Here is a 23,593-nt window from a genome sequence, read left to right as displayed (position 1 = left end):
ATTGAATAGTTCATTTTTGCACTGTTTTCACCACAGAGGACACGGAGGGCACAGAGGTGAATTTGGTTTATGATTACGGTTGTGACCCTAATTTTGATGCGTAATCCTTCCTCTATAAAGTTGAAAAAAGGTTCTTCGTCAAATTTGGTGGTAATCTCTTTTTTATTTCGATGGTTTTCCTCTTCTTCTTTCTTAATCCTATAAAAAGTTGTAGATATGTTTGCTTTTTAGTAACTTTAAAGACACCACATCATTAAGAGTTACAATGCAACAAGCCATATCTACAACGTACAAATATACATCAAAAAAAGAAAATCCTCCTACAAATAGGGGATTATTCCATGATTTCAGATTCAGTCCTGGCTACGATAATCTGCAACAAGATGGTATCTCTGAAGCTGTTGGTTCATTGACGGTCTTTTTACATACGGCTGGCAAGGGGGCTTCCTGTCCTTATTGCGGACATTTCAGTCACCGATTACACAGTTATTACTCCCGTCATATTCAGGATCTTGAAGTTTACGGTCATACTTTGGAGTTAGTCATAAAGGTTGGCAAATATTATTGCGAAAATGTTTCTTGTCCGCGAAAAATATTCTGCGAACCGTTGTCTTTTCTGGCTCGTCGGTATGGTAGACGGAGCTATCTTGTTGAGGAACGCATCAGATCGATAAGCTTGGAACTTACTTCCCGAAAGGCCTCTTCTCTTTTGCAGCTGTTCCATATAACGGCCAGTAGCTCTTCCTGCTTACGCATCCTACAACAGTGCGGGCAACATAATCCTATGCATAATAAAAGTATTTATGTAGGTATTGATGATTTTGCCTATAAAAAAGGTAAGGATTATATGAGTGTGGTCGTAGACCAGATGACACACATGCCTATTGCTTTGTTAGAGGATAGAAACGGAGAAGCGCTTGATAACTGGCTCACCCGGAATCCTCAAATACAATATATAACGAGAGACCGTGGAAGATGTTTCACAGAGGCTATAAACAGAATAACCCCTGGTGTTACACAAATCTGCGACCGGTTCCATCTAACCAAGAATATGACGGACACGATGATACCGGAAATAGAGAAAATGATTCGTCAGACCAAGCAAAAGCTCAAATACGAATATCCTGACAGAGACACGGCTTCTTCGTTAATTCTTCAGGACATATTTAACATGGGAGATGTCCGACACAGAGAAAAATTGAAGATATACAGGGAAAGCCTGAACTTAAAAATGCAGGGGATGACCATTGAGCAGACAGCCGCGCATTTGGGCAAGAAAAGTCGCTACATTTATAAGCTCATTCACAACAGGAGAATAGGGGCATACTTGAATGAGCAACAGAAGACAGCTCTTAAATATGTATCCGAACTGGCTACAATCATTAGTGCGGGCTGTATTACCCGAAAAATATTGGCACAAAAAATGGGGAGTAAAATCAGTGGCGCACTTATTGGAAGGATAACATCCAGCTTGCGAAAAATGTATCAACAAAAGAGGAAGGAAGTCAAGGAGCATAATGAGAGCATTGAAAACGGAAGTAAAACACAGAGAGTTTCACAGAATCAGATACGCAAATACATTCTAAAGGGAGAATCGGATAATCCTAAACTAGCGGAACTATATAAGTCCTCACCACAGATTAAAGAACTCTTAAGCGTGTGTCAGAATTTCAGAGATATGATTAATGGGAACACTTATGATAAGGATATTAGAAAGTGGATTGAAAAAGCGAAGGCAACACGGAATATGGCACTGACGAACTTTGCATATGGTATTGAAAAAGACTGGGAGGCAGTACAGGCAGCTATTGATATCCCCTTCAGTAACGGATTACTGGAGGGGACAGTGAATAAAATTAAAGCGGTAAAAAGGCAGATGTACAATAGGGCAGGAAGCAAACTACTGAGAGCCAAGATTCTTTATTCACAATAGAAGAAGTACCACCAAATTTGACGAAGAACCGTTTTTTCAACTTTATAGTATGAGGATTACACGTCAAAATTATGCCCACAACCGTAAGTCATAAACCAAATTCACCTCTGTGTCCTCCGTGTCCTCTGTGGTGAAAACATGAGTTAAATGCTCCTTCATTTTATTCCCCGCCTCACCCTATATCTCTTTTATATAGAAAAGTGGGGATATCGTCTTTAATAACGTATCCCCACTCTAAACCTAGTTAATGTACTCTTTCTCATTTCTCAATTCTGTACCCCCATGAAAGCATTTCATTACGACCTACTTCACTAAGGATTTTTCTAACTAAAGAACTCATTTTCTTTGCCATAATCTTTAAAACTTTAAATTACTAATTCCTGAAAACTAAAAAATAAAACTTACTTGTTTGGTTTAGCATTAATTGTTGAATATCCCCAAACATGTACATCGGCTTCGCCGATCTTTCTAAACAATCTTTTTAAACTTTTCATTTTGTTATCCTCTTAATTACATGTTTTATAACACAAAAATACGGTCTTTGTTTATACATTGGTCTAAAAAAGAGAGAAATTTATGTTTTATAGCATATTTCTTGATTTGCATCAATTAATTTATTTGTTATGAAATAAAATTGTAATATAGCCTGCAACAAATATGACAAAAAGGCACGGATGAAATCTCATCCGTGCCTTCTCTATAAATACCTATTATATAATAGGAGAATATTTACATAATAAAGAATACGCTTATTTCAGTGGAGTTTGTTCTAAAGTAGCCACCAGGAAGTCGTAGAACTTCCGTACAGTAGGAATCAAAGCTCTTTCGTCCGGTGAGTGCGGTGAACGCAAAGTCGGGCCAAAAGAAATCATATCCAATCCCGGAATAATAGCACCGATAATACCACATTCCAAGCCTGCGTGGATTACTTTCACTGCAGGCTCTACACCGAACTGCTGCTTATAAGAGGCCTTCATCGCATGCAAAATCGGAGAATTAACATCAGGCTGCCAACCGGAATATCCACCAGTCATTTCCACCTTCATACCTGCCATAGAGAAACAAGACTCCAAGCTGGTAGTCAGATATTCCTTCATGCTATCACTCGAGCTGCGAGCCAGAATCTTAATGGCTGCTTTTCCTTCACCAATCGTAATAATAGCAAGATTGGAAGAAGTCTCTACCGTATCCGGAACAGTAGGAATCATACGGGTCACACCGTTCTGACAAGCAAAGATTGCATCAATCAGATTGTCCTGAATCTCTTCAGGCACTTGACCCGAAGGAAGTTCCACACGTTCAGCCGTAAAGCTGATCGGTGTTTCAATTGCCGAATATTCTTCATTGAACAGATCTTCGCAGTATTTCACCAAGCCCAATAGCTCTTCTTCATTTTCAGCCGGAATGGTAATAACCGCATGTGCTTCACGTGGAATAGCATTACGCATATTACCACCTTCCCAGCTAGCCAAACGGGCTTCATAGCTGGCAACCGCTTCACGAACGAAACGAACCAGCAACTTATTGGCATTAGCGCGTCCTTCATTGATTTCCAATCCCGAATGTCCGCCACGTAATCCTTTCAATGTAACTTTCACTGCGATATCTCCTTCTTCGGGAGCTACTTCTTTATATTCTAAAGTTGCAGTTACATCCATACCCCCGGCACAACCAATATACAATTCGCCTTCATCTTCCGAATCCAGATTCAAAAGAATCTCTCCGTTCAGTGTACCCGGTTTCAAGCCGAATGCACCATACATACCGGTTTCTTCGTCTTTCGTGATAAGAGCTTCCAAAGGACCGTGTTTCAGGTCTTTTGCTTCCAACACGGCCATAATAGCAGCTACACCCAGTCCGTTGTCTGCGCCCAAAGTAGTGCCTTTTGCTTTTACCCAGTCACCGTCTATAAAAGTTTCAATCGGATCTTTTTCAAAATCGTGTACAGTATCGTTGTTCTTCTGCGGAACCATATCCATGTGCGCCTGAAGAATCACACCTTTCCGGTTTTCCATACCCGGAGTGGCAGGTTTACGGATAATCACATTACCTGCTTCGTCTACAAAAGACTCCAGCCCCAGCTCTTTTCCGAAACCTAAAAGAAATGCTGTAATCTTTTCCATGTGTCCTGACGGACGGGGAATCTGTGTCAACGAATAAAAATGCTTCCACACGTTCTGTGGAGCTAAAGAAAGAATGGTACTCATAATAAATATTTTAAAACTATTTTAAATCTGATAATTAAACAGTGCCAAGTTATGGAAAAGTTTTCAGATGACAAAGGAGGTTGGCAAAAACATGTAAGAATATACACTTTTAGCTAAAAATTTACGCCCGATGTCTATTGGTGAACGGCAGAGCAGCCAAGCCGTACACACCCAATAAAACAACCAAAAAGGTTTGAATACCGTGTACAATCAGGGCAAATATTCCGGCATCCGTCACGTTTACTCCATAAAGCATCATCATAGAAATGATGGCAAAATGCCAGGGTCCCGCTCCGTTAGGGGTAGGCACAATTACGGCAAACGTGCCGCCAACAAACATGACCAATGCCGCAAGGATACCCAAATGTGCCGTAAAGGCAAAGCAATAGAATGTAAAATAGAAATGGAGAAAGTAACAAGCCCAAATAGCCAGTGTATAAAAAATAAAGAGGGGAATGTTGCGCACGCCTTTTAAAGACATAATTCCTTCCCATATATTCAATACAAATCCTTTCACCCGTTCATAGAAGAACAACGTTTTTCTTAAATAATAAAGAAGTATCACCACACCAATAAAACAAAACAGAATGATATAAAACCATACCGAAGTCAAAAGGTGGACTAATGAAGGGATTTTCGTTCCGGTCTGCTGAAGGAAAGTGACGAATATCGGTAATTGGAGCAATACAGTGATGCCTGTGATGAGGAGAATAGTCAACGTATCGACCAACCGCTCCGTAACGACTGTTCCCAACGACTTGGCAAACGAGACATTATCATATTTCGCCAACACTCCGCAACGGCTCACCTCCCCGATCCGGGGAACCACCAGACTGGCAGCGTATGAAATGAAGATAGCATTCACGCAATCGCTCTTTTTCGGGAAAGCGTCCAACGGTTCCAATGTTTGTCTCCACCGCCAACCACGAAAGACTTGCGCAAACACTCCGAACAATAACGAGAAGAGCATCCACCACCAATTTGTACCGTGTAACAACACATCGCCCGCTTTTGTAAAATCAAAGTCGCGATATACCCAGAATAAGATAAAGCCGCCTAAAACAACCGGTAATATCAGTTTCAGCGTCTTTTTTAATAGTTTCTTCATCCTTAATTCTTCATTAGCTTCGCTGACACATCATTTATTTTTTAATAAATAGTGGTACGTTCTTCATTTAAAAGAATTACCTTTGTCAGCTGCAAAAGTAATTATTTAGTTGGTAAATGAAATTAGTAAAGCCTAAAAAGTTTCTCGGACAACACTTTCTGAAAGATCTGAAAGTTGCGCAAGATATTGCCGATACAGTCGATACCTTCCCCGAACTGCCTATTTTAGAGGTGGGGCCGGGTATGGGAGTATTGACCCAGTTTCTAGTAAAGAAAGACCGATTGGTAAAGGTCGTAGAAGTTGACTATGAGTCGGTTGCTTATCTTCGCGAAGCCTATCCGTCACTGGAAGACCACATCATTGAGGATGACTTCTTGAAAATGAATCTTCACCGGTTGTTCGACGGGAAGCCTTTCGTACTGACTGGTAATTACCCGTATAATATTTCCAGCCAAATCTTTTTCAAGATGCTGGACAACAAAGATATCGTCCCCTGTTGCACGGGAATGATTCAAAAAGAGGTAGCCGAACGTATTGCAGCCGGACCGGGCAGCAAGACATACGGTATCCTTAGCGTATTGATACAGGCATGGTATAAAGTGGAATATTTGTTCACTGTCAGCGAACACGTGTTCAATCCGCCTCCCAAAGTGAAAAGTGCTGTTATCCGTATGACACGCAACGAGACTAAAGAGTTGGGATGCGACGAAAAACTGTTCAAGCAAGTAGTGAAAACGACCTTCAACCAGCGACGGAAAACATTGCGCAACTCTATCAAACCTATTTTAGGCAAAGATTGTCCGCTCACGGAGGACATCTTATTTAATAAACGCCCGGAACAACTATCGGTAGCCGAATTTATCGATCTGACCAATAAAGTGGAAGAAGCACTAAAGACAGCCGGCAACGCCCAATAATTGGCGGGCAACAGTGAGCAGAGAACTGGATTTTGTAATTCGTAATTTGTAATTGACAACGATGAACGAGGAATACATTGACAACGTTAAACACCTTATTGAGCAAAAAGACGCCGACAAGGTAAAAGGTCTTCTCATCGACCTCCATCCGGCCGACATCGCCGAATTGTGCAATGACCTGAATGCGGAAGAGGCTAAGTTCGTCTATCGCCTGCTCGATAACGAAATTGCCGCCGACGTGCTTGTCGAAATGGACGAAGATGCTCGTAAAGAGCTGCTCGAAATGCTTCCTTCGGAGACAATCGCCAAACGCTTCGTTGACTACATGGACACGGATGATGCCGTAGACCTGATGCGTGAACTCGATGAAGACAAGCAGGAAGAGGTTCTTTCGCACATCGAGGACATCGAACAGGCAGGAGACATCGTCGACTTGTTGAAATACGACGAAAATACCGCCGGTGGTTTGATGGGTACGGAAATGGTACTCGTCAACGAAAACTGGAGTATGCCCGAATGTCTGAAAGAGATGCGGCAACAGGCGGAAGAGCTGGACGAAATCTATTATGTATATGTCATCGACGACGACGAACGTCTGCGAGGTATCTTCCCGCTCAAAAAGATGATTACTTCCCCTTCTGTATCCAAAGTGAAACACGTGATGCAGAAAGATCCGATTTCGGTACACGTAGATACTCCCATTGACGAGGTAGTACAGGCGATTGAGAAGTACGACTTGGTGGCTATCCCCGTTGTCGACAGTATCGGTCGGCTTGTGGGACAAATCACCGTCGACGACGTCATGGATGAAGTCCGTGAGCAGTCGGAACGTGACTACCAGTTGGCATCCGGTCTTTCGCAGGACGTAGAAACGGACGACAATGTATTGAGACAGACCACTGCCCGCCTCCCCTGGTTATTAATCGGTATGATCGGCGGAATCGGCAACTCTATGATATTGGGTAATTTCGACTCCACCTTTGCTGCCCATCCCGAAATGGCACTGTACATCCCGCTAATCGGTGGTACAGGAGGAAATGTCGGAACACAATCTTCGGCAATCATCGTACAGGGTTTGGCAAACAGCTCGCTGGACGCTAAAAATACCTTCAAGCAGATTACCAAGGAATCGGTAGTAGCTTTAATTAATGCCACTATTATCTCCTTATTAGTATACACCTACAACTTTATCAGGTTCGGCGCAACGGCTACGGTCACCTATTCCGTATCCATCAGCCTGTTTGCCGTGGTAATGTTCGCTTCTATTTTCGGGACACTGGTACCGATGACATTGGAGAAGTTCAAAATCGATCCAGCCATTGCAACAGGTCCGTTTATAGCCATTACAAATGACATCATCGGAATGATGTTGTACATGGGAATAACCGTTTTATTGTCATAAAAACACGATAAACAAAAAAAAATAAGCAAAATAGTATGAAGTAATCGTTTTATTTCATTAATTTGTGACCCAAAACTAATATACAATGATGGACGCTCATGACACTAATCAACCCTTGAACCAAGGGGAATTAGAAGAAGAAAAGAAAACAGTCGAGGTTTCTGAAGCTATTACAGAGATTCCGGCTGAAGATGTTACTGCCGAAGTTCAACCTGAAGCAGCTCCTAAACCTGCCACTAAGGAAGATGTACTAAACCAGCTAAAAGAGCTTGCGCAAGACGCTGAAAATGCGAACAAGCAGGAAATTGACAATCTGAAACAATCATTCTACAAGTTACATAATGCCGAGTTGGAAGCTGCTAAGGTACAGTTTACAGACAACGGTGGAAACATTGAAGATTTTGTTGCCGAAGAGGACCCGACGGAAGAAGAATTCAAACGCCTGATGGGGGTTATCAAGGAAAAACGCAGCAAACAGGTTGCCGAGCTGGAACGCCAAAAGGAAGAAAACCTGCAAGTGAAACTTTCCATTATTGAAGAACTGAAAGAATTGGTGGAATCCGGAGATGACGCCAACAAATCTTATACGGAGTTCAAGAAGCTGCAACAGCAATGGAATGATACGAAACTGGTGCCGCAAGGTAAAGTGAATGAACTTTGGAAAAACTATCAATTATATGTAGAGAAGTTCTACGATTTATTGAAACTGAACAATGAATTCCGCGAATATGACTTCAAAAAGAATCTGGAAATCAAAACGCATCTCTGCGAAGCTGCCGAAAAGTTGGCTGACGAGGAAGATGTTGTTTCCGCTTTCCACCAACTTCAGAAGTTGCATCAGGAGTTCCGCGATACAGGTCCGGTAGCCAAAGAACTGCGTGATGAAATCTGGAATCGGTTTAAAGCAGCTTCTACCGCTGTCAACCGCCGCCATCAGCAGCACTTCGAATCGCTGAAAGAAGCCGAACAGCATAATTTGGATCAAAAGACCGTCATCTGCGAAATCGTTGAAGCGATTGAGTATGATGAACTGAAAACATTCTCTGCCTGGGAAAACAAGACCCAGGAAGTGATTGCCCTGCAAAACAAATGGAAAACTATCGGTTTTGCGCCGCAAAAGATGAATGTGAAGATCTTCGAGCGTTTCCGCCATGCCTGCGATGATTTCTTCAAGAAGAAAGGAGAATTCTTCAAAAGTCTGAAAGAAGGAATGAACGAGAATCTGGAAAAGAAAAAAGCGCTCTGCGAAAAAGCGGAAGCCTTGAAAGATAGTACAGACTGGAAAGTAACTGCCGATGCACTGACCAAACTTCAAAAAGAATGGAAGACCATCGGACCGGTTGCAAAAAAACACTCGGATGCTATCTGGAAACGGTTTATCACAGCTTGCGACTACTTCTTCGAACAAAAGAACAAAGCTACTTCTTCACAACGTTCTGTAGAAACAGAGAATATGGAAAAGAAGAAAGCATTGATCGAGAAGTTATCCGCTATTGATGAAAGCATGGATACCGAAGAAGCAAGTACCTTGGTTCGGGATTTAATGAAAGAGTGGAACTCTATCGGTCATGTGCCGTTCAAAGAAAAAGATAAGTTATACAAGCAGTATCACGGAATCATCGATCAGCTATTCGACCGCTTTAACATCAATGCTTCCAACAAGAAGTTAAGTAACTTCCGTTCGAATATCAGCAATATCCAGGGAAGCGGTACTCAATCTCTGTACAGAGAACGCGAAAAGCTGGTACGTACTTATGAGAATATGAAGAATGAGCTTCAGACTTATGAGAACAATCTGGGCTTCCTGACTTCTACTTCTAAGAAAGGCAGCAGCCTGTTGACTGAATTGAACCGCAAGGTAGATAAGTTGAAAGCAGACTTGGAACTGGTATTACAAAAGATCAAAGTAATCGATGAATCAATAAAAGCAGAAGAATAAGAGTTCTGCCCGATTTAGAAAAATTAGAAACAGGTTTTATACTCACTTGAGCTATAAAACCTGTTTTTCTTTTCTACTAAACAAGACGACAGCCAGTTTAAGGATTTATTCTTTATCAATCAACTTCACGGCTTTTCATAAGATTAGCGTTTTTCGGACTATCAACGTGCATTTGTGTCACCGAATTTGCCACCGAGGAACTGTTTTTAAAACTTCCAGTGACCTATAATGTGACCTCTTGATGGTGAGAAGTTTAGAGACACATACTGTTAAACATGCAAAAAAGCCGTTATTACCTAGTAATAACGGCTTTTAGCTTATTTTGTCTTATAAATTGTTGGGCTACCTGGATTCGAACCAGGAATGACAGGACCAGAATCTGTAGTGTTACCATTACACCATAGCCCAATGATTTTCGTTTGCGGGTGCAAAGATACAAATATTTTGGGAATTCAAAACAAATCCGATATTTTTTTTGCAAAAATGTCCAAATAAGCTTTCCAAACAAAAGTATCTCCACTAAAAAACACAAAAATTGAGGGATAACTTTCTTGTATCCAATAAATCAGCGTATATTTGTCAAAAATATCACGTTTATTATCAGAAACAAAGGGTCACCTTTTTTTGTTATAAACAAATAGAGAACATGAATTATTAATCCCAATTACAGGAATGAACGATACTAAAGTATTAATTGAAAAAATAAAAGAAGGAATTCAAGAGAAAAAAGGTAAAAAGATAGTCGTTGCCGATTTAACCAGCATAGAAGATACCATCTGTAAATATTTCGTTATCTGTCAGGGAAATTCTCCCAGTCAAGTGAGTGCAATAGTAGATTCAATCAAGGAATTTACACGCAAAGGTGCGGACAGCAAGCCTTATGCAATCGACGGACTCCGAAATGCAGAATGGGTAGCTATGGACTATGCCGATGTATTGGTACACGTTTTTTTGCCGGAGACAAGAGCTTTTTATAATCTTGAGCACCTCTGGGCAGATGCCAAACTTACTCAAATCCCCGATCTAGACTAATTAATGATTATGGACAATAATAATAGCAATAATAACAATAGCAATAAACCTAACAATAAGGTTAATATGCCCAAGTTCAACCTGAACTGGATGTATATGATTATTGCCCTTATGCTTCTCGGCCTCTGGTGGGGCAGTGATTCAAAAGGAGCAGGAAGCAAAGCTGTAACTTACAGCGAGTTTCAGGACTATGTTAAAAAGGGTTATGTCAGCAAAGTATTGGGTTATGAAGATAAATCAATCGAAGCTTTCCTCAAACCGACTGCCGTAGGGGCTGTTTTTGGAGCCGACTCTACCAAGGTGGGACGCAACCCTGTCATTACAAGTAGAACCCCGTCTACCGATAAACTGGAAGAGTTTTTGCAGGCAGAAAAGGAAGCCGGTCATTTTGACGGTTCATCCGACTACCCGCCCAAATCGGATATTTTCCCCGCAATTCTGATTCAGGTACTCCCGCTTGTCTTGCTGGTTGCGTTATGGATATTCTTCATGCGCCGTATGAGCGGAGGCGGCAGTGGTGGCCCCGGCGGCGTATTTAATGTAGGAAAATCAAAAGCCCAGCTTTTTGAAAAAGGCGGAGCCATCAAGATTACATTTAAAGATGTAGCGGGGCTGGCCGAAGCGAAACAAGAAGTGGAGGAAATCGTAGAGTTCTTAAAGGAACCGCAGAAATATACGGATTTGGGAGGTAAGATACCCAAGGGAGCATTGTTGGTAGGCCCTCCGGGAACCGGTAAAACATTGCTTGCCAAAGCTGTGGCCGGCGAAGCGAATGTGCCTTTCTTCTCATTGGCAGGTTCCGACTTCGTGGAAATGTTTGTGGGTGTAGGTGCATCCCGTGTTCGCGACTTGTTTAAACAGGCTAAAGAAAAAGCTCCCTGTATCGTCTTTATTGATGAGATTGATGCCGTAGGACGTGCCCGTGGCAAGAACCCTGCAATGGGAGGAAATGACGAACGCGAAAACACATTGAACCAGTTGCTGACAGAAATGGACGGCTTCGGTTCCAATAGCGGTGTGATTATCCTTGCTGCTACCAACCGTGTAGACGTACTCGACAAGGCACTGCTCCGTGCAGGACGTTTTGACCGTCAGATACACGTGGACCTGCCCGACTTGAACGAACGTAAAGAAGTATTTGGCGTGCATTTGCGCCCGATTAAAATAGACGATAGTGTAGATGTGGACTTGCTGGCACGTCAGACACCGGGATTCTCGGGTGCGGATATTGCCAATGTATGCAATGAGGCTGCACTGATCGCTGCCCGCCACGGAAAGAAATTCGTAAGCAAACAGGACTTCCTGGATGCGGTAGACCGCATCATCGGTGGTCTGGAAAAGAAAACCAAGATTACAACGGAAGCAGAAAGACGCTCCATCGCTTTGCATGAAGCAGGACACGCCTCTATCTCCTGGTTGTTGGAATATGCCAACCCATTAATTAAGGTTACGATTGTTCCTCGCGGACGTGCATTGGGAGCTGCCTGGTATCTGCCGGAAGAACGTCAGATCACTACCAAGGAGCAGATGCTGGACGAAATGTGTGCTACTTTGGGAGGACGCGCCGCTGAAGATTTATTCCTCGGCCGCATCTCAACTGGTGCCATGAACGACCTGGAAAGGGTGACTAAGCAGGCATACGGCATGATTGCTTATTTAGGTATGAGCGACAAGCTGCCAAACTTATGTTATTACAACAATGATGAATATTCTTTCAACCGTCCATACAGCGAAAAGACAGCCGAATTGATTGATGAAGAAGTCAAGAGAATGGTAAACGAGCAGTATGACCGCGCCAAGAGAATTCTGTCAGAGAATAAAGAAGGACACAACGAACTGACGCAATTACTGATTGACAAAGAAGTAATCTTCGCGGAAGACGTTGAACGCATCTTTGGTAAACGCCCCTGGGCTTCCCGATCAGAAGAAATCATGGCTGCTAAAGAAAGCCAGGATGCCGCAAGAGCTGAAAGAGAACTTGCCCAAAAGCTGAAAGAAGAAGAAAAGGAAATCAAAGAAGAGGAAGCTGAAAATACCGCAAAGGAAGAACAAGCACCCATAGACACCAAAGTTGCCGCAGAAGGTAAAAAGGTTACTGTGGAGGGCAAAGTTACCGTAGAGGGTAAATCCAATGGGGAAGAACAAGCTAACGGGTCCAACTAATTAAAACGAATAGATTTTGATTAACAATTTCATAAAACGAGCTATTACGGGTGTACTCTTCGTTGCCATCTTGGTAGGGTGCATCCTTTATGATGCATTCAGCTTTGGTATTCTGTTCACCGCTATCAGCGCACTGACCATTTATGAGTTCGGACAGCTGGTAAATATGCGCGCAGAAGGAGTGAAGATAAACAAGACCATTAATATGCTCGGCGGGGCTTACCTATTCCTTGCAATCATGGGATTCTGCATTGATGCGGCCGATTCGAAGATATTCATCCCGTATGTGCTTTTATTGCTTTACATGATGATTAGCGAGTTGTATCTGAAAAAGGAAAACCCGGTACTTAACTGGGCTTATTCTATGCTTAGCCAACTTTATATCGGACTGCCTTTTGCTTTGCTGAATGTATTAGCATTCCATAACGATCCGGGATCAGAATACAGTAGCGTAAGTTACAATCCTATTCTACCGCTATCCATCTTTATTTTCCTCTGGCTGAATGACACGGGAGCCTATTGCATCGGTTCATTGATCGGCAAACACCGATTGTTTGAACGTATCTCTCCCAAGAAATCATGGGAAGGTTCTATCGGCGGCGGAGTGGTAGCAATCGGAGTATCTTTTATACTCGCTCACTACTTCCCATTTATGTCAATGATTGAATGGGCAGGACTGGCCTTGGTGGTTGTTATATTCGGCACATGGGGCGACCTGACGGAGTCGTTATTGAAACGCCAGTTGCACGTTAAGGATTCGGGAACCATTCTTCCGGGACACGGTGGGATGCTCGACCGCTTTGACAGTTCTCTGATGGCTATACCGGCAGCAGTCGTTTATCTATATGCATTAACATGGTTCTAACGGGGGATTCTTTCTCAATCGATTAGAACTGAAACAAAATACAAAAGGTCGGGAACTTCTACGGAAGTATCCCGACCTTTTTCACACACAGTAAATCATAGTTAGGTTATCGGATCGAAGAAGTGGAATGAACATCCTTTGCTGCTTCCGGTACACCGACCGGATGATCCAGATCAAGAACAATCACTCTTCCTTCTCCATGTTCTCTTGAGTTTATTGTCACCTTAAACCCTTTGGGTGCTACCCAGGAATCTTTCGGCGTAGGGAAGAACTTTTCCAGATTATAAGAAACTCGTCCCCATCCCCAATAGTCAGTCACATCCTCATACGTATTATAACGCAGTTCCAAATGTATGTAACCATCTTCATCCACATTCAATGTTCCCGGTTCTGACGGTTCGCCCGGCTCTCCCGGTTCCATCTTATTTTGCACAAGACTGATACGATGTTTCTCCGAACGAGGCAACTCCTGGCGGAAAATTACGTTCAGGAACTTTCCTCCCAACCACATATCACCCTGATAAATCAGAATAGGATCATTTCCGAATTCTTCCGCTTCTTCCTCTGTCGACATATCTTCCACTTCTTTTGTCAACAGTTCCTGTATGCCTTCCATCTTCACCTGAACTCCTTTTCCTCCTTCCATGTCATACAAAGGATTGAAAAAAGCCACGACACGTTCACCGTCCACCGGTTTAAACCAAGGAATAGAAGTAGCAACCGGATCAATCACCCCCCAATTATCACCTTCCAAATAATAACCTCCTCCACCGGTTGCACGAACAGTCGCCCAGTCCCAGCTGAAATCTCCAATAGAATAACCATCATCATCACATGATTGCAACATTGGCACTAATGCCAATAATAAGATTCCTAAAAGCCACTTAATTTTTTTCATATCTTTTTCCTTTCTTTATTTTAGTCTTCTGCTTTATAAATAAAAAAGCCGTGCATTTACTGCATCGGCTTTACGTTTATTCAGAAAAAGAAAGTTATTTTTTCAACAAACGCAGCATTTCACGAGCTGCATGACGAGGAGCACCGGCAGGCCCTAACCGTTCGGCTACATATTCATACCCCGAAAGCATCTCATTTCTATACGCTTCATTTTCAATGATATTTCTCAATTCGTTCTGCATATTCTTCACGGTCATCGTATCCGCCACCAGTTCCTTTACCACTTCACGGTCAGCAATCAAATTAACCAACGAAATAAATCTCACAGTTAAGATATGACGCCGCAAAAAAGAAACCACTTTCCCGATCGGAGTGTAATAACAAACCACTTGAGGAACACGAAACAATGCCGTCTCAAGCGTAGCTGTACCCGAAGTAACTAAAGCTACATCTGCATGCTGCAACAGGCTATAAGTCTGATCGAAAATGATTTTCACTTTCGCCTCTCCTACATATTGTTTATAATACTCGGGAGCAATGGCAGGTGCACCGGCCAAGACAAGCTGATAATCAGGAAAAGCGGAAGCAGCCTTCAACATATCCGGCAGATTATCTTTGATTTCCTGTTTCCGGCTACCGGCAAGAAGAGCGATAATCGGCTTATCCTCCAATTGGTTCTCTGCAATAAAGTGCTCCTTATTTTTCGGATGAGCTGCCTGATAGGCTGCCACCTCATCCACCGTAGGGTTTCCTACATAGTGAATGGGGTATTGATGCTTTCCTTCGAAGAATTCCACTTCAAAAGGAAGAATGGAGAAAAGCTCATCTACATCTCGTTTTATATTCTTGATACGGTATTCTTTCCACGCCCATATCTTCGGAGAAATATAATAGTAAACCGGTATCTGTGTCTTTGCATGGACAAACTTGGCAATATCAAGATTGAATCCCGGATAATCTACCAGAATAACAACGTCCGGTTCCCAGGAAACAATGTCTTCTTTGCAACGCTTCATATTTGCAAAGATAGTGCGCAGATGGAGTAATACAGGAATAAATCCCATGTATGCCAACTCCTTATAGTGCTTTACCATTGTTCCTCCGACAGCCGCCATCAAGTCACCTCCGAAAAAACGGAAATCAGCCTGCGGGTCTTCTGCCTTTAAGGCAGCCATCAGATGAGAGGCGTGCAAGTCGCCGGAAGCTTCACCGACAATCAGATAATACTTCATTGAGTTGAGAGTTGAGAGTTGAGAGTTGAGAGTTGGTAGGGATAGATGACTAACAGGGCGTCATGCTTTCTTTTTCAACTTTCAAATTTCAACTAATTAAACCATTTATTAAGTTCGTCCATAAAGTGATAAGCCGTCACGTCAACCGTAGTCGGGGTGATAGCAACATAACCATTTGCCAAAGCCCAATGATCGTTCTTCTCGTTTTCAGGTTCATGATCGGTAAATTCACCGGTCAGCCAGAAATAGTTAGGATCATTCAGACGAGGGCAGGCAGCCCATTCATTCGTCCAACGTCCTTTCGCCTGTTCACAGATTTTCACTCCTTTTATATCGGCTGTATCGGGGAAGTTTACATTCAGACAAGTTAAAGGAGGAAGTCCTTTTTCCAAGATCATGGCAGCGATATTGCGGATATAAGGTCCGGCAGCTTCAAAATCAGCATCGGGTGCATGATTGCACAAGGAGAAGCCAATAGAAGGAATTCCATTCAAACAGCCCTCAAAAACCACTCCCATCGTACCGGAATAATGCACGTTAGTGGCAGAGTTATCTCCATGATTGATACCGCCGACTATCAGATCCGGAGTCCGGTCGAGCACTGTGTTTCTTGCCAATTTGATGCAATCGGTCGGTGTTCCCGAACATTTATAAACAGTCAAGCCCACTTCCTTCTTTACTAACTGGTAATGAACCGGCTGCGTCACCGTCAGCGCACACCCACTACCGGAACGCGGAGCATCAGGTGCCATCACTATAATCTCACCCAAAGGGCGAAGAAACTTCACCAGTTCATTAATACCTTTAGCCATCACGCCATCGTCATTCGAAACAAGTATCAACGGCTTCTCTTTTTCCATATATTCAATCCTTTCCTTTTTTTATATTCGCACAAAAGTAACAAAAAGAAGCCGTACCACCAAACACCTCCCCGCATCAGATCGAAAACTCTCTTTCACCCCCACTCCTACCCGTTTACAAATCTTAATCTTCTGCAAGCGAGCAAAAAAAGAAATAAATATCCAATATAAATATGTATATTTGCAAGCTCATAAAGAGAAAGGTAGATGATGAACCTGTCGAAGTTTGGTAACCGTTTCGTCCGACAGTTATTAACAAAACAGGCGACTTATCAACAGAAATTGCAAAGTTTCTCTTTTTTCGTAGGCGCTCTAAGGATTTATCACTTATTTCGCTGCCAATAAATTTAGAGAATATGGGAAAAATTATTGCTTTGGCCAATCAAAAAGGCGGTGTAGGAAAGACAACGACTACGATTAATCTCGCAGCTTCACTTGCTACACTGGAAAAAAAGGTACTCGTAGTAGATGCCGACCCGCAAGCTAATGCCTCTTCCGGTCTGGGAGTAGACATCAAGCAGTCGGAATGCACTATCTATGAATGTATTATTGACAGAGCCAACGTACAGGACGCTATCCTTGATACGGAGATTGATTCTTTGAAAGTAATCTCTTCGCACATCAATCTCGTAGGAGCAGAGATTGAAATGCTGAACCTCCCAAACCGAGAAAAGATACTAAAAGAAGTACTCACACCTTTGAAGAAAGAATATGACTATATCCTGATAGACTGTTCGCCTTCATTAGGACTGATCACGATCAATGCCCTGACGGCAGCCGACTCCGTGATTATCCCCGTTCAAGCTGAATATTTTGCTCTTGAAGGTATCAGCAAATTGTTGAATACCATCAAAATCATCAAGTCGAAACTGAATCCGGCTTTAGAAATCGAAGGTTTCTTACTGACAATGTATGACTCTCGTCTGCGTCAGGCTAATCAGATTTACGACGAAGTGAAACGTCATTTCCAGGAACTGGTGTTCAACACCGTTATTCAACGAAATGTGAAATTGAGCGAGGCTCCCAGCTACGGTGTCCCGACCATCCTTTACGATGCGGAATCTACCGGCGCCAAAAACCACCTGGCTCTTGCTAAAGAGATTATCAACCGAAATAAATAAAAGAAAGAAGAAGATATGGCAACACAAAAAAGAAATGCATTAGGACGTGGTCTCGACGCCTTGCTCTCAATGGATGATGTGAAAACCGAAGGGTCTTCTTCCATTAATGAAATAGAGCTGGCAAAGATTACTGTCAATCCTAACCAGCCCCGCCGTGAGTTTGACGAAACAGCATTGCAGGAACTGGCTGATTCCATTGCGGAAATCGGTATCATCCAACCTATTACCTTACGCAAACTCTCGGACGATGAGTATCAGATCATCGCGGGAGAACGTCGTTATCGTGCGTCACAAAGAGCAGGACTGAAAACGATCCCTGCTTATATACGCACTGCCGACGACGAAAACATGATGGAAATGGCGCTGATTGAAAATATCCAGCGTGAAGACCTGAATGCCGTAGAAATCGCACTTGCTTACCAGCATCTGCTCGATCAGTACGAACTGACACAGGAACGTCTTAGCGAACGTATCGGAAAGAAACGAACGACGATCGCCAACTACCTGCGCTTACTGAAATTGCCGGCTCCGATACAGATGGCCCTGCAAAACAAGCAGTTGGACATGGGACATGCCCGTGCACTGATTTCATTAGGCGACCCTAAACTACAAGTTAAAATATTCGAAGAAATACAAGAACACGGATATTCAGTCCGCAAAGTAGAAGAAATTGTTAAATCATTAAGCGAAGGAGAAGCTGTGAAAAGCGGCACACGGAAAATAACACCCAAACGTGGCAAACTTCCTGAAGAATTCAACTTATTGAAGCAACAACTCTCCGGCTTTTTCAACACCAAGGTACAACTCACCTGCTCTGAAAAGGGAAAAGGCAAGATCAGTATTCCTTTCGGGAACGAGGAGGAACTGGAACGTATCATGGAAATCTTCGATACGCTAAAGAAGTAAATGACAAGAAAAAGTAAGAAATATCAGTTACTAGTCAGCGCCCTGCTTCTCTGTTTTTTACAGGTGGCAGGGATTGATGTGTATGCACAATCCACTGTTACTCCGGCACGGAAAGATACAACAATCATACAGCGCGAAGCGCCGAAAGCCCGTGCACGAAGGCATCGTGATCCAATTATACAGGACTCGGTGAAGAAGGATTCTATCCAAATCATACCATCCAAAGAACTTCCGGCCATCGACAGTTTGTCAGCTGCTAAAATACAGATAGCGGACAGCTTGGATGCAGCCAACAAGAAAGAGCTGAAAAAGATAGAGCAACCTGCCTCCATTGTTGTAAAGACCGACACTGTGCCGCCACCTGCTCAAGATATTAACAAGAAAATATTTATCCCGAATCCGACCAAAGCAACGTGGTTGGCAGTCGTATTCCCCGGTGGAGGACAGATTTACAACCGTAAATACTGGAAATTACCTATTATATATGGAGGATTTGCTGGTTGTGCTTACGCCTTAAGTTGGAACGGTAAGATGTACAAAGACTATTCGCAAGCCTATCTGGACATTATGGACAGCAATCCGAATACGAAAAGTTACGAAGACTTGTTGCCCCCGAACTCCACTTATAATGAGGAGCAGCTAAAAAACACACTAAAACGAAGAAAAGATATGTTCCGTCGTTATCGGGACCTTAGTATATTTGCTTTTATCGGAGTTTACCTGATCTCTATCATCGACGCTTATGTAGATGCAGAGTTGTCTAACTTCGATATAACCCCCGACTTGAGTATGAAAGTAGAACCGGCTGTTATCGACAATAACAACCAGTTCCGCTCCAGCAGTTTAAAAAGCAAGTCGGTTGGTCTGCAATGCGTATTACGATTTTAAAAACACAATTTAGATTGATCTTATTATTGAAGCATGAAGAAATTAGTTAACTATTGTTCGATTATTTTTCTTTTACTGGTGGCAACGTCGCAGGTAAAAGCGCAAAGTGTAGATGTAGTGATTCGTGAAAATGGAACTGAACGCAAAGAAAGCATCGACCTGCCTAAAAGTATGACATATCCACTTGACAGTCTGTTGAACGACTGGAAAGCCAAAAATTATATTGACTTAGGCAAAGATTGCAGTACAGCTGAAATCAACCCTTTATTCAGCGACTCTGTCTATATCGACCGCTTGTCACGCATTCCGGCTATCATGGAAATGCCTTATAATGATATTATCCGCAAATTCATCGATATGTATGCAGGACGCTTGCGTAATCAGGTTTCTTTCATGTTGAGTGCCTGCAACTTCTATATGCCGATTTTTGAAGAAGCATTGGATGCATACGGACTTCCACTGGAACTTAGATATCTCCCGATTATCGAATCTGCATTAAACCCCTCTGCCGTGTCACGCGCAGGCGCTTCCGGTCTGTGGCAATTTATGATCGGTACAGGTAAGATCTATGGTTTGGAATCAAACAGCCTGGTAGATGAACGACGCGACCCGATTAAAGCAACTTGGGCTGCCGCACGTTATCTCAAAGAAATGTACGATATCTATGGAGACTGGAATCTTGTGATTGCTGCTTATAACTGTGGGCCCGGTACTATCAACAAGGCAATCCGCCGTGCCAATGGCGAAACGGATTACTGGAAAATTTATAATTACCTGCCTAAAGAGACACGTGGTTACGTACCTGCCTTTATCGCCGCTAATTATGTGATGACTTACTATTGTGACCATAATATTTGTCCGATGGAAACAAATATCCCGGCAAGTACCGACACAGTACAAGTGAACAAAAATCTGCACTTCGAACAGATTGCTGATCTTTGCAACGTACCTTTGGATCAAATCAAGAGCTTGAATCCGCAATATAAGAAGCACATGATTCCGGGTGACAGCAAGCCTTATACTTTAAGACTTCCTATCGATGCTATCAGTACCTTTATAGATAAGCAAGACACAATTTACGCACATCGTGCCGACGAATTGTTCCGCAACCGAAAAACCGTTGCAGTAAAGGAAATTACCCCCTCAACCCGCAAAACGACAGCAGCTGTTGCCGGTAAAGGCAAACTGACCTACTACACAATAAAAAGTGGAGACACTTTGTCAACTATCGCCGGAAAGTATGGCGTCACAATTAAGGATATACAAAGGTGGAATGGAATGTCCAACACCAAAATTGCTGCAGGAAAACGATTGAAAATATACAAATAAACAGCTTCCTGCTTGCATCGTTCGGAAATTTGCTTATTTTTGCAGAACTAAGCAAGTGAAAGGATAACAATTATGGATAATCTGCCCCCTAAAGAAATAAGTGATGAAGAGATGATCAATCAGGCGTTCCACGAACTACTGAATGATTATCTCAACACTAAACATCGCAAAAAGGTTGAAATCATTACGAAGGCTTTCAACTTCGCCAATCAGGCGCATAAAGGTATCAAACGTCGTTCGGGCGAACCTTATATTATGCACCCGATTGCCGTTGCAAGTATTGTATGTAATGAGATCGGCCTGGGTTCAACTTCTATATGTGCGGCCTTGTTGCATGATGTAGTAGAAGACACTGATTACACAGTAGAAGACATTGAAAATATCTTTGGCCCGAAGATTGCCCAAATTGTGGACGGACTGACCAAGATATCCGGCGGAATTTTCGGTGACCGTGCTTCAGCACAAGCAGAGAACTTCAAGAAGTTACTGCTCACTATGTCGAACGATATCCGGGTAATTCTTATCAAGATAGCCGACCGTTTGCACAACATGCGTACCCTCGGTTCCATGTTGCCCAACAAGCAATATAAGATTGCAGGCGAAACGCTTTACATCTATGCGCCACTCGCCAACCGCCTGGGTCTCTATAAAATAAAAACAGAGCTTGAGAATCTAAGCTTCAAATATGAACATCCCGAAGAATATGCGGAAATAGAAGAGAAGTTGAATGCCACAGCTGCCGAACGCGACAAAGTTTTCAACGACTTCACTGCTCCTATCCGTACACAGTTGGATAAGATGGGATTAAAATACCGGATACTTGCCCGCGTAAAATCAATCTATTCTATCTGGAACAAAATGCAGACCAAGCATGTTCCTTTTGAAGAAATATTTGATCTACTAGCTGTCCGTATCATCTTCGAGCCACGTAACATAGAAGAAGAACTCAACGACTGTTTCGACATTTACGTTTCCATCTCCAAGATATACAAGCCTCATCCGGACCGTCTGCGCGACTGGGTGAGCCATCCTAAAGCAAATGGTTATCAGGCATTGCATGTCACCCTGATGGGTAATAACGGACAATGGATTGAAGTCCAGATTCGTAGTGAACGAATGAATGACGTTGCCGAACAAGGTTTCGCCGCTCACTGGAAATACAAAGAAGGAGGAGGCAGCGAAGATGAAGGAGAGTTGGAAAAATGGTTGAAAACCATTAAGGAGATATTGGATGATCCGCAACCGGATGCCATTGATTTTCTGGATACCATCAAACTTAATTTATTTGCTTCTGAAATATTCGTATTCACCCCCAAAGGTGAGCTGAAGACTATGCCGCAGAATTCTACGGCTCTCGACTTCGCGTTTTCCCTGCATACGGATATTGGCAGCCATTGTATTGGTGCCAAAGTCAACCACAAATTAGTTCCGTTAAGCCATAAATTGCAAAGTGGTGACCAAGTTGAGATCCTGACTTCAAAATCGCAACGTGTGCAACCGCAATGGGAAGTTTTTGCAACCACTGCCCGTGCCCGTGCCAAGATAGCAGCCATCCTCCGCAAAGAGCGTAAAGCAAACCAGAAGATAGGTGAAGAAATCCTTAACGAGTTTTTGAAAAAAGAGGAAATCCGCCCTGAAGAAACCGTTATTGAGAAGCTGCGCAAACTGCATAATGCCAAGAATGAAGAAGAACTGCTGGCCGCCATTGGCAGCAAAGCAATCGTCTTGGGAGAAGCGGATAAGAATGAACTGAAAGAAAAGCAAACCAGTAACTGGAAGAAATATCTGACTTTCTCTTTCGGCAACAATAAAGAGAAGCAGGAAGAAAAAGAGCCGCAAGAAAAAGAAAAGATCAATCCGAAGCAAGTGCTCAAGCTGACAGAAGAAAGTTTGCAGAAGAAATATATCATGGCCGAATGTTGCCATCCTATTCCCGGTGATGACGTATTGGGATATGTGGATGAAAACGACCGGATCATTATCCACAAACGCCAATGTCCTGTTGCCGCCAAACTGAAGAGCAGTTATGGCAACCGTATATTAGCAACAGAATGGGATACACACAAAGAACTATCTTTCCTGGTATATATATATATAAAAGGTATAGACAGCATGGGACTTTTGAATGAAGTCACCCAGGTTATCTCCAGACAGCTCAATGTAAATATCCGTAAGCTGACCATCGAAACCGAAGATGGTATCTTTGAAGGAAAAATTCAGTTATGGGTACATGACGTGGATGATGTGAAAACCATCTGTAACAATCTGAAGAAAATACAGAATATCAAACAGGTGAGCCGCGTAGAAGAATAGCTTTCAAACGGTAAATAAGAAAACGATGAACGGTGAATAAGTTGCAGTATCATGCAAATTGTTCACCGTTCATTTTGTTATGAGGTTTCTTGGCTATCGAATCCATTATCGATTAGCATTTATTCCCGTCCATCCAATTCGCGTTTAATAGCCAAAAGCTCTTCTTTTATCGCTTTCAGCTTATTTACAATCTCATAATTACGAACCGTAGCTTCTTTATTATCCTTCAAACGTTGCCGGGCACCGGGAAGTGTCATGCCTTTTTCTTTTACCAAATGGTAGATAAGTCCGATCGTTTCTACATCTTCTTTGCGGTACTGACGTATTCCTCTTCCCGCTGTCTTAGGAGAGATTTGCGGAAATTCCTTTTCCCAAAAACGGAGCAATGACGGATTGACTCCGAACATATCGGCAACTTCTCCTATTGAATAATATAGCTTCAATTCTTTGTCTGTATTAATAAGCATAACACTCCTGTTTT

The 23,593-nt window shown here is 42.7% G+C and carries 18 protein-coding genes and 1 tRNA gene; 12 read left to right on the top strand and 7 right to left on the bottom strand.

Going from position 1 to position 23,593, the window contains the following annotated elements:
- Nucleotides 1–265: 265 nt before the first annotated feature.
- Nucleotides 266–1,933, top strand: coding sequence for an ISL3 family transposase (locus INE92_RS24495; protein WP_203462761.1), 1,668 nt, complete (start codon nt 266–268; stop codon nt 1,931–1,933).
- 749 nt (nt 1,934–2,682) lie between these two features.
- Here the strand turns inward: INE92_RS24495 and INE92_RS24490 are convergent.
- Both INE92_RS24490 and INE92_RS24485 read right to left on the bottom strand, forming a co-directional pair.
- Nucleotides 2,683–4,140, bottom strand: a complete 1,458-nt coding sequence (locus tag INE92_RS24490) for an aminoacyl-histidine dipeptidase (protein ID WP_008642083.1) — start codon at nt 4,138–4,140, stop codon at nt 2,683–2,685.
- 121 nt (nt 4,141–4,261) lie between these two features.
- The gene (locus INE92_RS24485) at nt 4,262–5,248 is read right to left on the bottom strand and encodes a lysylphosphatidylglycerol synthase transmembrane domain-containing protein (protein ID WP_004315816.1); all 987 of its coding nucleotides are present in this window, start codon (nt 5,246–5,248) and stop codon (nt 4,262–4,264) included.
- Nucleotides 5,249–5,364: 116 nt separating this feature from the next.
- Between INE92_RS24485 and rsmA the strand changes: the two genes are divergently transcribed.
- From rsmA to INE92_RS24470, 3 genes are all read left to right on the top strand, one after another.
- Nucleotides 5,365–6,165: a 16S rRNA (adenine(1518)-N(6)/adenine(1519)-N(6))-dimethyltransferase RsmA gene (rsmA, locus tag INE92_RS24480; protein WP_004312093.1), complete on the top strand. Its 801-nt coding sequence runs from the start codon at nt 5,365–5,367 to the stop codon at nt 6,163–6,165.
- A 61-nt stretch (nt 6,166–6,226) separates the two neighbouring features.
- Nucleotides 6,227–7,567, top strand: coding sequence for a magnesium transporter (mgtE, locus tag INE92_RS24475; RefSeq protein WP_004312092.1), 1,341 nt, complete (start codon nt 6,227–6,229; stop codon nt 7,565–7,567).
- 85 nt (nt 7,568–7,652) lie between these two features.
- Complete coding sequence (locus INE92_RS24470; RefSeq protein ID WP_195436689.1) at nt 7,653–9,506, top strand: DUF349 domain-containing protein; 1,854 nt, start codon at nt 7,653–7,655, stop codon at nt 9,504–9,506.
- Between the two features lie 337 nt (nt 9,507–9,843).
- Here the strand turns inward: INE92_RS24470 and INE92_RS24465 are convergent.
- A tRNA-Gln gene (locus INE92_RS24465) sits at nt 9,844–9,914 on the bottom strand.
- Nucleotides 9,915–10,178: 264 nt separating this feature from the next.
- Here INE92_RS24465 and rsfS point away from each other — a divergent pair.
- From rsfS to INE92_RS24450, 3 genes are read left to right on the top strand one after another with little or no spacing between them, the layout of a single operon-like run.
- Entirely contained in the window at nt 10,179–10,538 is a 360-nt protein-coding gene (gene rsfS, locus INE92_RS24460; RefSeq protein ID WP_004310984.1) for a ribosome silencing factor, read from the top strand.
- A gap of 9 nt (nt 10,539–10,547) precedes the next feature.
- Nucleotides 10,548–12,701: an ATP-dependent zinc metalloprotease FtsH gene (ftsH, locus tag INE92_RS24455; protein WP_008642079.1), complete on the top strand. Its 2,154-nt coding sequence runs from the start codon at nt 10,548–10,550 to the stop codon at nt 12,699–12,701.
- A gap of 16 nt (nt 12,702–12,717) precedes the next feature.
- Nucleotides 12,718–13,566 carry a phosphatidate cytidylyltransferase gene (locus tag INE92_RS24450; protein WP_008642078.1) on the top strand — a complete coding sequence of 283 codons (849 nt, stop codon included), beginning with the start codon at nt 12,718–12,720 and terminating at the stop codon, nt 13,564–13,566.
- A gap of 106 nt (nt 13,567–13,672) precedes the next feature.
- On the opposite strand, the gene INE92_RS24445 is transcribed toward INE92_RS24450, so the two are convergent.
- The 3 genes from INE92_RS24445 to surE all read right to left on the bottom strand — a co-directional run bounded on the left by INE92_RS24445 (nt 13,673) and on the right by surE (nt 16,555).
- Nucleotides 13,673–14,464 (bottom strand): NigD1/NigD2 family lipoprotein, encoded by a 792-nt coding sequence (locus INE92_RS24445; protein WP_004315145.1) that lies wholly within the window; start codon nt 14,462–14,464, stop codon nt 13,673–13,675.
- Between the two features lie 94 nt (nt 14,465–14,558).
- The gene (lpxB, locus tag INE92_RS24440; protein WP_004315144.1) at nt 14,559–15,695 is read right to left on the bottom strand and encodes a lipid-A-disaccharide synthase; all 1,137 of its coding nucleotides are present in this window, start codon (nt 15,693–15,695) and stop codon (nt 14,559–14,561) included.
- A gap of 92 nt (nt 15,696–15,787) precedes the next feature.
- The gene (gene surE / locus INE92_RS24435) at nt 15,788–16,555 is read right to left on the bottom strand and encodes a 5'/3'-nucleotidase SurE (protein WP_022199104.1); all 768 of its coding nucleotides are present in this window, start codon (nt 16,553–16,555) and stop codon (nt 15,788–15,790) included.
- A 356-nt stretch (nt 16,556–16,911) separates the two neighbouring features.
- On the opposite strand from surE, the gene INE92_RS24430 reads away from it, so the two are divergent.
- From INE92_RS24430 to INE92_RS24410, 5 genes are all read left to right on the top strand, one after another.
- A complete protein-coding gene (locus INE92_RS24430; RefSeq protein ID WP_004301394.1) occupies nt 16,912–17,676 on the top strand; it encodes a ParA family protein in 765 nt (254 codons plus the stop codon).
- Nucleotides 17,677–17,691: 15 nt separating this feature from the next.
- The gene (locus tag INE92_RS24425; protein ID WP_004301392.1) at nt 17,692–18,582 is read left to right on the top strand and encodes a ParB/RepB/Spo0J family partition protein; all 891 of its coding nucleotides are present in this window, start codon (nt 17,692–17,694) and stop codon (nt 18,580–18,582) included.
- A complete protein-coding gene (locus INE92_RS24420) occupies nt 18,583–19,470 on the top strand; it encodes a DUF5683 domain-containing protein (protein ID WP_004315141.1) in 888 nt (295 codons plus the stop codon).
- A 33-nt stretch (nt 19,471–19,503) separates the two neighbouring features.
- Complete coding sequence (locus INE92_RS24415) at nt 19,504–20,799, top strand: lytic transglycosylase domain-containing protein (RefSeq protein WP_008020625.1); 1,296 nt, start codon at nt 19,504–19,506, stop codon at nt 20,797–20,799.
- Between the two features lie 72 nt (nt 20,800–20,871).
- A complete protein-coding gene (locus INE92_RS24410; RefSeq protein WP_015532345.1) occupies nt 20,872–23,112 on the top strand; it encodes a RelA/SpoT family protein in 2,241 nt (746 codons plus the stop codon).
- 119 nt (nt 23,113–23,231) lie between these two features.
- Here the strand turns inward: INE92_RS24410 and INE92_RS24405 are convergent, their stop codons facing one another.
- Nucleotides 23,232–23,579, bottom strand: coding sequence for a MerR family transcriptional regulator (locus tag INE92_RS24405; protein ID WP_195436690.1), 348 nt, complete (start codon nt 23,577–23,579; stop codon nt 23,232–23,234).
- Nucleotides 23,580–23,593 lie beyond the last annotated feature (14 nt).

Source organism: Bacteroides xylanisolvens, assembly GCF_018289135.1.
Lineage (GTDB): Bacteria > Bacteroidota > Bacteroidia > Bacteroidales > Bacteroidaceae > Bacteroides > Bacteroides xylanisolvens.
Note: the sequence above shows the minus strand (reverse complement) of the source record. Positions and strands in the feature narration are given on the sequence as shown.